Origin of the sequence: Opitutus sp. (assembly GCA_024998815.1) — a bacterium.
In the GTDB taxonomy this organism is placed as follows: Bacteria; Verrucomicrobiota; Verrucomicrobiia; order Opitutales; family Opitutaceae; genus Rariglobus.
On sequence record JACEUQ010000001.1, the window covers coordinates 1,373,933 to 1,388,229 of the forward strand.

Genomic DNA, 14,297 nt, shown 5'->3' on the forward strand with positions numbered 1-14,297 from the left:
ACGGCGTGTGCGGCAGCGGTAAAAAATTCGATTGTAACAATAATTGCGGAGGAACCGCAACCGTTCAATCGGTAGGATAGGCACGTCGACTCACCGCCTAAAAATTCATCCCGATTACAAGTCGTGCGGTGGGCTGCAGGAATGCTAACATTAGAAGCGTTCGATTTGAGTGTTACGGCATCCTTGCGCTCACGCTCAAGACCACGCGCGTCATGAATACACGCCTCGTGGCCTTGAACGTGAGATCAGGGAGTTTGCCCAACGGTACGCATCTACTCATCCACCAACGCGATATGGGGTTGGCGCGGGCGGTAATAAGCCCCCTTGTGGCGACGCAACAAGTGGTCGAGGGCGATGCCATCGCCCGCAGGCACATAAAACAGCGACGTGAGCCCGCTGTCACCGTTCGCCCCAATAACGCGGCGCACAAAGGCGGGACTGATGGAACCGCTCTCGATAAAACCTTGGAGCACCTCCGCTTGCTCCTCGGTCAGGGGCGTTTTCTCCGAGCGCAGGGCGGCGCGGAGCACGTCAAACTCACGCATGATTTCAACGCCTTCCTCAGGTTGGGAAAACACGGCAATCCCCTGACGGCAGTCGAGTACCTCCTTCGGGATGGGCATGCGCGGACCGTTTTCATCGCAACGGGGGCTCGCGGCGGTCTCGCCTCGCTTCAGCCCGAGGGCGGCGGCACGGGTTTTGTTGTACTGGCGCATCCGGCGCTGTTCGGCCGCAGCCACCGCCAGACCGTCGGGGAAAACGACCAGGTCGGTGCCGTGAAAGCGCACAAAGTCGGCGTGTTGCTCGCCCCCAAACTGCCGCGCTTTGGCCGCCCGCTCCGGGCAGTAACGGTAGGCGATCTGCGCGTTGGTTTGGAAAAAACCACTCCGGATCGGGGCGAAATCGGCCGGCACCTGGGGCCAGCGCTTTTGTGTTCCGGACCAATACCACTCGCCGCGCCAAGGCACCAGACTCCCAAAAACCATCTCCCCGACCTGAAACGGGGCGTTCGCCCGAGGCACTTCAATTCGCACATGGTAGGGCCGCTCTCCGATAAGATTGAGCAGGTCCATGGTCATAAGCACCCCGCCTTTCACGGCCACGGCGTCGACGCGGTAAAAGGCCGCATGCCGGGCCTGCCAGCTTAATAGGTCGGCGCGCTCCGCCCCCTGAAATGCGAGCCGCTCCGCCAGCAACTCCAACGCGCCGAGTCCGGACCAGCCGGTGCACTCCTGCGCAAGAAAATCATCGGTGATGGCAATGTCCGGTGAGTCGTTGCGCTTCCCCGTTTCACGATGGACATAAGCCTCATAGTCGAAACGCAGGAGAAACGAGCGCGTACCCAGCCAGACGAGTTTTTGCTTCAACTCCCAGCCCCGTTCATGGCTGGAATCGAGCAAGCTGGCGACCGAGCTGGAGCCCACCCGATCACTGAGCCGTGAGGTGAAAAACGTCTCAGCCGCCTGCGAGATCCGCAGAAAGCCGAGATGGCGGGGAGAGACGATCGCGTCGGGCTGAAAGTGACGCCAGACGCCTTCAAGGAAGAACTGGAAGCGGCGGGCATCAAACCGGATCAAGGACGAATCAGCTGGACGGAAAAGCCCGGGCAACGGGGTGCCGAAAAGCGTGGTGTTGCAGGATTCCAAGGACCACCACAGGCCGGAGTCGGCGTGCAAGTCGTCGGCCATTTCTGTCATGGCCAGCGCGAGCTCGCTTAACTGGATTTCATTCAGGTCGAAGACATCCGAGTCGATTTCGCCTAGGGTTTGGGCGAGCTGGTCAAGCCAAGGGCTGGCAAGTTTAGCCAGCCGGGTGAGTTCGGCAGAATGGGCGGAGTCCGGGCGATAGTGGGCGAGAAGGGACTTGAGCTGGCTGGCGACACTCATGGGTTGCGGCTTTTAATCAGACTGGGAGGCAGAAGCGTGAAAAAAGGAGGGAAGAAAATCCAGATAGCCGCGCGAACCGGGCGCTGAAGTGGTGCGGAGCGCGCAGGAGCTTTTGACGGTTTCCAATGCGACAATCCATTCTGCGGCCGGAAGGGACTGGGGGGCCGCCGGCACGCCTTCCGACGTGAGTTCGGTGTCTTCATCCGCGACCTCGATGGCGGCGCGCACCAAAGCCAGTTGCCCGAACGCCTCGTGGAGAAATTGATCCTTGGGCGATGAACCCGGCGCGGTCTTGGCGGGCTTGCCCTGGGCCTCGTTGATGGCCCGCACCAGCAGGGAGCGAATCGCCGAGTCGGTCAGAACGATCCCGCGTGAAGCCGCCAGACGGTCAGCTTCGAATAGTTTTCTTTCGATGGAATAGAGGATGGGGGCGTAAAACGGATCCCGCATGGCGTCATGGCGTGACATGATGGTTGGATTTTCAGGTTAAATTCAGGTCTGCAGGTGAACGGTTCGCCCCGTGTGATGATGCCAGAAAGAGGGCGACCTCAAGCGCATTGGCGGCGAATGACCAAAAAACAGTTACCCGCCCCGTCAGACCGGTGTGCGCGAGGCCGGTTCCGTCAGCCCGAAACAGGGCGCCAAGGGGCGCACCCGCTTTTTTGCTATTTTCGAGCACTTGCAGGGGCGTGCGCTACTTCGGGAACGTGGAACCGTTTTCAAAAACGCGGATGCGCCTGCGCCAAGCACCAACAACAAAAGCGCAAAACCCAGTTAGCCTGCGCGGCCGTTTTAGTGTATCAACTCAGCTCAACGTGGGCACTTCCTCTTCACAACTTCCCGTCGCCATCCTTGGCGGCGGCATCACCGGGCTGGCAGCGGCACACCGTTTGGCCCGCCAAGGCCGCGCCTTCCGGCTCTTCGACGCCGCACCGCGCCTCGGTGGCAACATCCGCAGCGAGCGCGCCGGCGACTGGCTGCTCGAAGCCGGCCCCAACTCCCTGCAACTCACGCCCGCACTGGCCGCTCTCTGCGCCGAACTCGGGCTGAACCCGCTCATCGCTTCGCCTGCCGCAAAAAACCGTTACCTCGTCCGCAATGGCCGCGTCCTCGCCGCCCCCGCATCGGCCCCGGGTTTTGTTAAAACTCCGCTGTTCAGCGCCCGCGCCAAAATCCGGCTTTTCGGCGACCTTTTTCTACGTCCCCGCCAACGCCCCGCAGATGTCTGCCTAGCTGACTTTGTCGCCGAGCACTTTGGCACCGAGCTGGTCGACTACGGCCTGCGCGCCTTTGTTGCCGGGGTCTACGCCGGGGACGCCAGTCAGCTCTCCGCGCGCCTGAGTTTTCCGTCGCTGTGGGAAGCCGAGCGCAGCCACGGCTCGATCATTCGCGGCATGATCGCCTCCGCTAAAGCCAAAAAAGCCCGTGGCGAAGCGCGGGGGCCGACTCCACTGATCAGCTTCCCCGAGGGTCTCGAAGCACTGCCTCTCGCCCTCGCCGCCCGCCTGCCCTCGGGCAGCGTTGCGTTGCAGGCCCGCGTCACCGCGCTGGTACCCGACACCGAGCCCGCCAAAACCTGGACCGTGCACTGGACCAGCCCTGATCAGGCGAGCCACTGTGAAACCTTCGCCTCCGTCATCCTCGCGCTGCCCGCGGCGGCCCTCGCCGCTTTGCTGATCGGGGCTGCGGGAGCACTAGCCACACGCCCCCTGGCCGGTCTCGAGCCGATCACCTACCCGCCGGTGTCCTCGCTCTTTCTGGGCTACCGACGTGAGCAGGTCCGCCATCCGCTTGATGGTTTCGGCATGTTGATTCCGCCTGCGGAAAAACGCGACGTGCTCGGCGTGTTGTTTAACTCCACTCTTTTCCCCGGTCGCGCCCCAAACGGCCACGTCGGCATCACCGTGATGACCGGCGGGGCGCTCCGGCCGGAGATGGCGTTGGTTGATGACCAAACGCTACTCGCCCGCGTGAGTACCGAGCTTGGTTCACTGCTCGGGGTGAGCGGCGCACCGGTGTTTATGCGCCGCAACGTCTGGCCTAAGGCCATTCCGCAATACAACCTCGGCTACGAGCGTTTCCTCGACCAAATCATCGGTGTGGAAACCGCGCACCCGGGCTTATTGATCGGGGGTCATGTACGCGACGGCATCGCGGTCCCCCAATGCCTCGCAGCAGGCGAAAAACTCGCGGCACGAGCTTTGGGTGGAGTTGAAAAATAACCACAGGCAATCTGCAGAGCACTGGAATGGGGCGGTGGCAGTTCCCATCCCGCAAAAAAAAGACCCGACGCACGCGTCGGGTCTTTGGTCAGTCGAGCCCAGAGGGCGTTGAACTCAGTGTTTAAAGTGGCGGATGCTGGTGAACACCATGGCCATGCCGCGCTCGTCGGCGGCGGCGATCACCTCGGCGTCACGCACGCTGCCACCGGGCTGGATCGCGGCGGTCGCACCGGCTTCGGCGGCGGCAATCAGGCCGTCGGCAAACGGGAAAAGCGCTTCCGAAACCACCACCGAACCGTGTAGGTCGAGCTTGGCTTCGCCGGCTTTCCAGACTGCCACCTTCGAGCTGTCCACGCGTGCCATCTGGCCGGCGCCGACGCCGAGGGTCTGCTCATTTTTAACGTACACAATGGCGTTGGATTTGACGTGTTTGCACACGCGCCAGCCGAACATCATCGTATCCCATTCTTCCTGGGTGGGCTGGCGTTTGGTGACGACCTTGAAGTCGCGCGGGTTGCCCAAAAGCTTGTTGCGGTCCTGCACCAGCAGACCACCGACCACCGAGCGCACGTCTTGCAGCGAATCGGCACCAAGGCCGTCCTTGGCGATCATCAGGCGCAGGTTTTTCTTTTTGCCGAAAATCGCCAGCGCTTCGGCGCTGAAAGACGGGGCGATAATGACCTCGGTAAAAATGTCGGCGATCTTGGCGGCGAGGCTGGCCTCCAGCGTGCGGTTGACGATGATGACGCCGCCAAATGGGGCCTGGCGGTCGGTCGAGTAGGCTTTTTCCCAGGCGGTATCGAGATCGTCGGCACAGGCGACGCCGCACGGGTTGGTGTGCTTGAGGATCGCGAGCGTGGGTTTCTCGAACTCACCGATCAAGTAGGTGGCCGAGGTGATGTCCAAAATGTTATTATAGGACAGTTCCTTGCCCTGGAGTTGCTGGAAGTGGTCGTTGAACGTACCGTAAAGGGCGGCCTGCTGGTGGGGGTTTTCGCCGTAACGCAGCGATTGGGCCTTTTTGTAGGTGAGCGTGAGGGTTTCGGGCAGACCGCTGAGGGCGTCGAGGCTGGGCTCGTCGGCCTGGGATTCGAGGTACTTGGCGATGGCGGTGTCGTAGGCGCCGGTGCGCTGGAAAACCTTGAGAGCGAGCTTGCGGCGTAGGGCGGCCAGCGCGGCGGGTTCGGCGAAGGCGGCGAGTACGGCGGGGTAATCGTTGTGGTCAACCACCACGGTGACGCTCTCGTGGTTCTTGGCGGCGCTGCGCAGCATGGAGGGGCCGCCGATATCGATGTTCTCGATGGCCTCTTCAAAATGGACGCCCTTCTTGGCGACGGTTTGCTCGAACGGGTAAAGGTTAACCACCACGAGGTCTATCAGGTCGATGCCGTGGGCTTGGGCAGCGGCGAGGTGGTCGGCCTTGTCGCGGCGGCAGAGCAGGCCACCGTGGATCTTGGGGTGCAGGGTTTTGACGCGCCCCTCCATCATCTCGGGAAAGCCGGTGTGCTGGCTCACCTCGGTGACGGGCAAGCCCTTTTCGGCGAGCAGTTTGGCGGTGCCGCCGGTGGAGAGCAGCTTATAGCCGTGCTGCTGGACGAGGGCGGTGGCGAAGTCCACCAAACCGGTTTTGTCGCTCACTGAAAGAAGGGCCAGTTTTTGCATAAAAGAGGGGCTTTGTGCGGCCGACTAAAAGCAGAGGCAAGCCCGCAGTCATGTCGCAACGACGACGACTCGGGGCGCAACGGGAATGCCGTAGGATCGCAACGGTGGCGCTTCGGGGTTTTCGTTAACCCCTTTGATTGAACAGGAGCGAAAGGCGCCGTTAACGATATTTAGAATTATTCCAATTTGGACTTGCGCCTTAGAATCATTCCAATTCGTTGTGGCCTCGTTTTCCTGAACCATGTCCACGCCCACGATACACTCCGACGCCCTTGCGCAAAAGCTCGCTGACAGCGGCCTGCGCAACACCCCGCAGCGCGAGTTCGTCTACGACGCGCTGCTCACCAAACGCGACCACCCGACCGCCGACGAGGTTTACGCCCGGGTCAAAACCCAGCTTCCCGGCATCTCACTAGCCACGGTTTACAACTGCCTGGAAACCTTGGTGCAGTGCAACCTGGTGCGCGTCGTGAACTTCGAACGCGCGCCGACGCGTTATTGCCCGCACCTGCACCCGCACGCGCATTTCCACGACGAGTCCACCGGGGCCACCCACGACATCGAGTTGCCCGACCAGCTTTTGAATTCGATCAAAGCCGTGCTGCCGCCCGGTTACAGTGCCGACGCCGTCGAAATCACCTTTCGAGGGAAACTTCCCTCACCGCGCTGAACCGCTCACGACCTTACGACTCTAACTCATTAAACTTCCCCGCCATACTTTTCCAACCATGTCCTCACTCGAAATCCGCGATCTGTTCGTTTCCCTGGCCGCCACTCCCGAAAAACCCATCGTCAAGGGTCTTAACCTGACGATCAAAACCGGCGAGGTTCACGCCATCATGGGGCCCAACGGCACCGGTAAATCCACCCTGTCCAAGGCTATCGCCGGGCACCCTGACTATGTGATCACCTCGGGCGACGTCCTTCTCGACGGCAAATCGATCTTGGAAATGGAGCCCGACGAGCGCGCCCGCGCCGGCCTATTCCTGGCCTTCCAGTACCCGTCCGAAATCCCCGGCGTTTCCATCGCCAACTTCCTGCGCGCCGCCGTCCAGGCCCGCATGGCCGAGGGCGAGGAGCTCGACGCCACCGGTTATTACAAGCGCCTCTATTCCAAGATGGACCTGCTCAAGATCGACCGGAAGTTCACCTCCCGCTCGGTCAACGAGGGTTTCTCCGGCGGCGAAAAGAAGCGCTGCGAGATCCTCCAAATGGCCATGCTCGAGCCCAAGTTCTCCCTGATGGACGAGACCGACTCCGGCCTCGACATCGATGCCCTAAAGATCGTTGCCGAAGGTGTTAACGCCATGCGCGGCGACAAGCTCGGCGTGCTCCTGATCACCCACTACCAGCGCCTGCTCGACTACATCGTGCCCGATTTCGTGCACGTCATGTACGACGGCCGCATCGTCAAATCCGGCGACAAGTCCCTCGCTCTCGAACTCGAAGCCAAGGGCTACGACTGGATCAAAACCGAGCTCGCCGCCGTCTAAACAAAACCTCGATCCGTTAACGCAAAGACGCCAAGTCGCAAAGTCAGTTCAAGCCTAGCCCGCGCCCGACTTTGCTCCCCTAGCGTCTTCGCGACTTAGCGTTAAAATCTGATCCCTCAACCACCTCCTCCCACCATGTCCGACATCGACACCCTTATCGCCGACGTAAACGCCGTTGAAAACCCAGCCGTTGGCATTGACCAGGCCGCCGGCGATTTCACCTACGACGTGAAGTATGAATTCGACGCGGGCACCGGCCTCTCGGAGCAGACCGTGCGTTACATCAGCTCGGTTAAAAAGGAGGCACCGTGGATCCTTGAATTCCGCCTCGCCGCGCTGAAGAAGTTCCTCTCGATGCCCATGCCGACGCATTGGGCGACGACGGACCTCAACAACATCGATTTCGACAAGATCCGTTATTACCTCTCGCAGGGCCAGAAGCCCAAGCGCACGTGGGACGAGGTGCCCGACGACATCAAAAAGACCTTCGAGCGTCTCGGCATCCCCGAGCAGGAGCGCAAGTTCCTCGCCGGCGTCGAGGCCCAGTTCGACTCCGAGGCGGCCTACTCGAACATCAAGGACATCGTCGCCAAACAGGGCGTCATTTTCTGCAACTCCACCGAGGCCCTGCGCGAGCACCCGGAGATTTTCAAAAAATTCTTCGGCAAGGTCATCCCCACCGGTGACAACAAGTTCTCCGCTCTTAACAGCGCGGTGTTCTCCGGCGGTTCGTTCATCTACGTTCCAAAGGGCGTCAAGGTCGCCCAGCCGCTGCAGGCCTACTTCCGCATCAACGCGGAAAACTTCGGCCAGTTTGAGCGCACCCTGATCATCGCCGACGAGGGCTCCGAGGTCACCTACATGGAAGGCTGCACCGCCCCCAAGTTCTCCACCTCCACGCTGCACTCGGCGGTGGTCGAGCTGGTCGCTCTCAAGGGCGCCAAGATCCAGTACATCACGGTCCAGAACTGGGCCAACAACGTGTTCAACCTGGTCACCAAACGCGGCGTTGCCCACGAGGACGCCGAGATCAAGTGGATCGACTGCAATATCGGCAGCCGCCTGACGATGAAGTACCCGGGTGTTATCCTGAAGGGCAAGCGCGCCCGCGGTGAGGTCATCTCGATCGCCCTGGCCAACGACGGCCAGCACCAGGACACCGGCGCCAAGATGATCCATGCCGCCGACGACACCACCTCGGTGATCGTCGCCAAGTCGATCAGCGTCGGTCAGGGCCGCAGCACCTACCGCGGTGTGGTCCACATCCCGAAGCACCTCAAGGGTTGCAAAAACAACACCGAGTGCGACGCGCTGTTGATCAACTCCAACAGCCGCACCGACACCTATCCGGCCATCGTTGTCCGCGGTGACACCCACTCGGTGCAGCACGAAGCGAGCGTGTCGAAGGTCAACGAGGAGCAGATCTTTTATATGCAGCAGCGCGGTCTGACCGAGGCCCAGGCGATGAGCCTTGCGGTCAACGGCTTTGTTAACGACCTGGTGCGCCAATTCCCGATGGAATACTCGGTCGAGCTCAAGCGCCTCATCGACCTTGAAATGGAAGGCTCGGTCGGCTGATCCATCCCAATCCACGATCCAGTAACACAGAGGGCACACGAGGAAACACAGAGAGCACCGAGAACCAGCACTTTTCTCATAAAGCTCCACTCCGTGCCCTCTGTGCCACCTCTCGTGTCCTCTGTGTAACTCCGCCGAAATAGTCCCTCAACTTTCCCTAGCATGTCCGCCACCGCCACTGTCCTCTCCGCTCCTCCCATCACCGGCCTTGATGCCGCGCGCTTCGCGCTGCACCTCTCCCAGCGTGGCTACCTGCCCGCTTGGTGGTTAGAGACCAAGAAGGCCGCCTGGAACCAGTTCAACGCCCTGCCGATGCCCTCGCGCACCGACGAGACTTGGCGTTTCTCCAGCCTGGCCACCCTCGACCTGACCGGCTTTGAGCTGCCCGAGGATGCGTCCCAACACATCCCCCACCTCTCGGATTTCCCCCACGTCGCCGAAATCATTTTCTCTAATCGCCAGCTGGTCGCGCGTAGCACGGTGCCCGCCGATCTGGCCGCCAAGGGCGTGATCTTCGCCCCGCTCGACGAAGCCCTCACCCAGCACAGCGAGCTGGTGCGCAAGTATTTCCAAAAACACCCCGCCAACCTCGGTTCGGAAAAGTTTGTTGCCCTCAACACCGCCTTCACCGGCGCCGGCGCCCTGCTCTTCGTTCCCAAGGGCGTCGAAATCGCCACACCATTTGTGCTTCAGCACACGCTCTCCGGAGCCAATAAGGCGACCTTCCCCCACACCATCGTCATCCTCGAAGACAACGCCAAGGCCACCTTGGTTGAATACTTCGTCTCCGCCGACCAGTCCCGCCACCTCTGCTCGGGCGTCAACGACCTACTTGCCGGTCCCGGCGCTCAGCTCACCTACGTGGGCGCGCAAAACTGGTCCAAGGACACCCTCGCCTTCCAGACCAACTCAATCGCCGTCGAGCGCGACGCCAAAGTCCTTTCGCTCAACGTCCACCTAGGCGGCCGCCAGGCCCGCCACGAGTCGCACTCCCGCCTGCTCGGCCCCGGCGCGCACTCCGAGATGCTCGCGCTCACCGTCGCCAACGGCGCCCAGGAGTTTGACCAACGCACGCTGCAGACCCACATCTCGCCGAACACCACGTCGAACCTGCTCTACAAAAACGCCCTGCTCGACACCGCGAAGACCATTTTCTCCGGTCTGATCATCGTCGAACCCGACGCGCAGAAGACCGACGCCTACCAGAAGAACCGCAACCTGATGCTCTCCGACGAGGCCGAGGCACACAGCCTGCCCGGTTTGGAAATTCAGGCCAACGACGTGAAGTGCAGCCACGGCAGCACCAGCGCGCGCATCGAACCCGAGCAGGAGTTTTATTTGCAAGCCCGCGGCATCAAACCGGCCAACGCCAAGGAGATGCTCGTCTTCGCCTTCTTTGAGGAAGTCCTCAACCAGCTCTCCAACGACGAGCTCCACGCCTCCCTGCGTGGCCTGATCGAGTCGAAGTTCGCTAAGCGCTAACACATCAATCCAGTTACACAGAGAGCACGAGAGTTAACACAGAGGCGACTGAGAACCCGTCCCCGGCTTTACTCCGTGATCTCCGAGCCACCTCCTGTGCCCTCTGTGTAATATCCGTCTCCGACATTCCCCCACCTTTCATGTCCTCCAAAGAACGCACCCTATCCCGCGACGTCGTTGTCACCCAAATCCCGTCTGGCGATAAGCACACCCTGTTTGCCGGTGCGCAGGTGTTCATTCACCAAGTCCTGGGCGGCACTTACACGGTGCAGGGCGACAGCGGGCTGTACCGTATCGACGGCAAAGATGCCGATGTGATCGGTGAGCAAATCGTGACCGACACGGTGGAAGCGGCGACCTTGGCCGACGGCGCGCCTGATCCCGAGGCGGTCTGGGACCAGCTCAAAAAAGTCTACGACCCTGAAATCCCGGTAAACATCGTCGATCTTGGGCTGGTTTATTCGATGGATGTTTCGGTCAACACGGCGCCAGAGGCCGGCTACAAGGTGGATGTCGCCATGACGTTGACCGCGCCTGGCTGCGGAATGGGTCCGGCCATCGCCGAGGACGCCAAAACCAAAATCCTGCTGGTACCCGGTGTGGCCGCCGCCGACGTGCGCATCACCTGGGAGCCGGCTTGGAACCAGTCGATGATCAGCGAAGAGGGTAAAATGAAGCTCGGGCTGATCTGAGACGCCGAAGTTCTGGGGCCAACACTGTTGATTCGGACCACGGGTATTGCCGCCCAGCCAGCACTTCCGCATGGGATAAGGCCGTGTTCCACGCAAACACCCTGCGCTCACGCGCAAGGCCACAAGGGATTTTCTCCCGAGCGTGTTCAATCACCAGTCAGCGGAAAACGCCCGGCACCTGCGGACGCCAACCGCCCGGGGTGCGATTGTTTTCATGAATGGGCGATTGAAGCCCGGACGCGACCCTTGCAGCGTCGCGTATCTATCGAAACGCCCTCAGTGGGCGCCTATCGCTTAACATCATATTATGAGAATCATCGTCATGGGGGTTTCTGGCTGCGGAAAAAGCAGCATCGCCGCAGATCTAGCCAAGTCGCTTGGTGGCACTTTTTTGGACGCCGATGATTTCCATCCAGCGGCCAACAAAGCAAAAATGGCCGCCGGCATTCCCCTCAATGACGAGGACCGCGCGCCTTGGCTGGAGCAATTGCGCCATGAATTGGCGAGCCGCCCCAGCGTGGTGCTGGCCTGCTCCGCCCTCAAACGCCGCTACCGCGATGTCCTGCGCAAGGCGGGCAACATCCGCTTTGTCTACCTCGACGGTTCATTCGAGCTGATCGAGCGCCGCATGCAGGCACGCGCAAATCACTTCATGAAGCCGGGTATGCTGCGCAGCCAGTTCGACGCACTCGAAATCCCTGCCGCTGATGAAACCGACGTAATCGCTGTTTCCATCGAAACGCCGATGGCGACGGTCGTCGAACAGGCGCGTCACCTTCTCCAAATGAACACCTTCACCCTCACCGACGGTGCCCCCGACCGCACCCTTTCACAACCCGAGCTCGAAGCGCACTTGGCGACGATGCTCGCGCACATTCTGGCGCGCCACCCCAAGCGCATCCTCCTGCTGCCACCCGACCACACCCGCCTGTATTCGATGGCTGGCCCCATCTCCGCATGGCTTTATCCCCGCCTGATCGCTGCGGGCGTCGAAGTCGTGGTCATGCCCACGCTCGGCACCCACGCGCCGATGTCGCGCGAGCAATGCGAAAGCATGTTCGGCGACGCCATCCCGTTTGAGAAAATCCTCCCCCACCGCTGGCGCGAAGACCTGGTCACACTCGGCGAATTGCCGGTCGAGTTCATGCGTGAAATTTCAGGCGGGCGCTTTGACCAACCCCTGCCCGTTCAGGTTAACAAGATCCTCGTTGAGGGTAACTTCGACCTCGTGATCTCGCCCGGCCAAGTGGTGCCGCACGAAGTGATCGGCCTGGCCAACTACACCAAAAACATCTGCGTCGGCCTGGGCGGCCGCGACACCATTCACCGGTCCCATTTCCTTGGCGCCGTGTGCAACATGGAATCCATCATGGGCCGGGTCGACACCCCCGTCCGCCGCGCCCTGGACGAGGCCTTTAACCGCTTCATCGCCCACCGATTGCCTTTCCTGTTTATCCTCACCGTCATGCAGGACACCGCCGACGGGGTCGTGCACCGCGGCCTCTTCGCAAGCTACGATCGCAGCGGCTACGAGGCGGCCGCAGCGCTCTCCGTCAAGGTGAATTTCACCCAGGTGGACCGCCCCATTGACCGCTGCGTGGTGTGGCTCGACCCGCGCGAGTTTCACACCACTTGGCTGGGCAACAAATCCGTCTACCGCACCCGCATGGCCATGGCCGATGGCGGCACCTTGTATGTCTTGGCGCCCGCCTTGTCCGGCTTTGGCGAGGATCCGACCATCGACGCCCTGATTCGGCGTCATGGCTATAAAGGCACCCCGGCGACGCTTGCCGCGATGAAGCACGACCCTGAACTGGCATCAAATTTGTCAGCTGCAGCGCATCTGATCCACGGCAGCAGCGAAGGCCGCTTCCGCATCGTTTATTGCCCCGGCCCTGGAGTGACCCGCGACGAAATCGAAAACGTAGGCTTTGAGTACATGCCGTACGAAGAAGCACTTAAACGCTGGAACCCCGCAGGACAACCCACTGGTTGGCACACCGATTCGGTGGACGGAGCCACCTACTATTCCATCTCCAACCCGGCGCTGGGGTTATGGGCGCACCCCGAGCGACTCAAAGGCTAAGATCCGCGCCGGGGGTTCAACCGGCTGCGAATATTCAGCGCCGGTTGTATTTTCATCCGGCTCTGCCTCAGCCACTTTGAGGATTACCGGGCCGCCTAGGTTTTAAAGAAGATACCCTTCAGATTCATGTCCAGGGCCTGCGGATTGGGCGAGTAACGCAATGCCTCCGCCTTGCTGATCGTACCAGCCTTCACCAGACGGTAAATGTCCCGGTTGAAAGAGAAACTGGCCGAGTCGGTCCCGCCCTCGAGCAATCCTTGGATTTTCTCGAACTGGCCCTCGATGATCAGGCTGCGAATCACACTATCCGAACAGAGAATCTCGTTGGCCGGAACCCGCCCGCCACCCTCCATGGTTGGGATCAGCTTTTGGCAGATAAATCCGCGCAACGAACCGGCGACTTGACGGCGCGCTTGGACCTGCTGCTCGGGCGGGAAAAACTCGAAAAGTCGGGTGAGCGACTGGGCGACCGTGGCCGCATGCATCGTGGAAAACACCAAGTGACCGGTTTCGGCCGCCGAAATCGCGGTTTCAAACGTCTCCTTATCACGCATTTCACCGATGAGAATGATGTCTGGATTTTGCCGCAGCACCGACTTGATCGCCAATTCGAACGAGGGCACGTCGAGGCCTATTTCGCGCTGCTGGAAAACCGACTTGTCGTCTTGAAAGGTGAACTCAATCGGGTCTTCCAGGGTGACGATGTGCTTGTCCATGTTTTCGTTAATCCACCCGAGCATGGCAGCCATGGTCGAGCTCTTGCCCGAACCGGTCGCCCCGCAGACCAAAACAATGCCGTCTTTGGCCTTGGCCATGTTCAGCAACGGCTCCGGATTCAGCCCCAAATTGGCAAACGTCGGCACGCGATTTTTAATGTGACGCATGACGATGCTGGGCGTGCCGCGCTGGTGAAACCCGTTCACACGGAACCGGCCCACGTCAGGTGCCGAGTAGGCAAAGTCCACCTGCCCGTCATCTTCCCATCGCGACTTAAACACTTTAGGCACGTGGGTATCCACAAACTCAGTTACCTCGGGGCCTGAAATCGGATCCATGTCGACCGGCTTGAGACGGCCCGACACCCGCACATACGCGGGTTTGTCAGACTTGATGACAATGTCGCTCGCGCCGCTTTCGACTGCCAATTTAAGTAACTCGTTAAAAATATCCGTGGTTTGCGACATGGGGTAAGAACA

At 60.8% G+C, this 14,297-nt stretch carries 11 protein-coding genes; 7 read left to right on the forward strand and 4 right to left on the reverse strand.

From position 1 onward, the window contains the following. Positions 1 to 272 precede the first annotated feature (272 nt). Entirely contained in the window at positions 273 to 1,886 is a 1,614-nt protein-coding gene (locus H2170_05990) for a hypothetical protein (GenBank protein ID MCS6299638.1), read from the reverse strand. Positions 1,887 to 1,898: 12 nt separating this feature from the next. Continuing rightward, positions 1,899 to 2,354: a hypothetical protein gene (locus H2170_05995; protein MCS6299639.1), complete on the reverse strand. Its 456-nt coding sequence runs from the start codon at positions 2,352 to 2,354 to the stop codon at positions 1,899 to 1,901. 263 nt (positions 2,355 to 2,617) lie between these two features. On the opposite strand from H2170_05995, the gene hemG reads away from it, so the two are divergent. Next, positions 2,618 to 4,108: a protoporphyrinogen oxidase gene (hemG, locus tag H2170_06000; protein ID MCS6299640.1), complete on the forward strand. Its 1,491-nt coding sequence runs from the start codon at positions 2,618 to 2,620 to the stop codon at positions 4,106 to 4,108. A gap of 114 nt (positions 4,109 to 4,222) precedes the next feature. Here hemG and purH read toward each other — a convergent pair whose 3' ends face one another. Continuing rightward, positions 4,223 to 5,770 carry a bifunctional phosphoribosylaminoimidazolecarboxamide formyltransferase/IMP cyclohydrolase gene (gene purH / locus H2170_06005; protein ID MCS6299641.1) on the reverse strand — a complete coding sequence of 516 codons (1,548 nt, stop codon included), beginning with the start codon at positions 5,768 to 5,770 and terminating at the stop codon, positions 4,223 to 4,225. A gap of 241 nt (positions 5,771 to 6,011) precedes the next feature. Between purH and H2170_06010 the strand changes: the two genes are divergently transcribed. The 6 genes from H2170_06010 (at position 6,012) to H2170_06035 (ending at position 13,101) form a co-directional block, all read left to right on the forward strand. After that, on the forward strand, positions 6,012 to 6,440 hold the full coding sequence (locus tag H2170_06010; GenBank protein MCS6299642.1) for a transcriptional repressor: 429 nt from the start codon (positions 6,012 to 6,014) through the stop codon (positions 6,438 to 6,440). 58 nt (positions 6,441 to 6,498) lie between these two features. Further along, entirely contained in the window at positions 6,499 to 7,263 is a 765-nt protein-coding gene (gene sufC / locus H2170_06015) for a Fe-S cluster assembly ATPase SufC (GenBank protein ID MCS6299643.1), read from the forward strand. Between the two features lie 135 nt (positions 7,264 to 7,398). Continuing rightward, positions 7,399 to 8,841: a Fe-S cluster assembly protein SufB gene (sufB, locus tag H2170_06020; protein MCS6299644.1), complete on the forward strand. Its 1,443-nt coding sequence runs from the start codon at positions 7,399 to 7,401 to the stop codon at positions 8,839 to 8,841. A gap of 162 nt (positions 8,842 to 9,003) precedes the next feature. Continuing rightward, positions 9,004 to 10,323: a Fe-S cluster assembly protein SufD gene (sufD, locus tag H2170_06025; protein ID MCS6299645.1), complete on the forward strand. Its 1,320-nt coding sequence runs from the start codon at positions 9,004 to 9,006 to the stop codon at positions 10,321 to 10,323. Positions 10,324 to 10,463: 140 nt separating this feature from the next. Continuing rightward, entirely contained in the window at positions 10,464 to 11,015 is a 552-nt protein-coding gene (locus H2170_06030) for a DUF59 domain-containing protein (GenBank protein MCS6299646.1), read from the forward strand. A 307-nt stretch (positions 11,016 to 11,322) separates the two neighbouring features. Then, positions 11,323 to 13,101 carry a DUF2088 domain-containing protein gene (locus H2170_06035; GenBank protein ID MCS6299647.1) on the forward strand — a complete coding sequence of 593 codons (1,779 nt, stop codon included), beginning with the start codon at positions 11,323 to 11,325 and terminating at the stop codon, positions 13,099 to 13,101. A 95-nt stretch (positions 13,102 to 13,196) separates the two neighbouring features. Here the strand turns inward: H2170_06035 and H2170_06040 are convergent, their stop codons facing one another. Next, positions 13,197 to 14,285, reverse strand: coding sequence for a PilT/PilU family type 4a pilus ATPase (locus H2170_06040; GenBank protein ID MCS6299648.1), 1,089 nt, complete (start codon positions 14,283 to 14,285; stop codon positions 13,197 to 13,199). Positions 14,286 to 14,297: the final 12 nt, after the last annotated feature.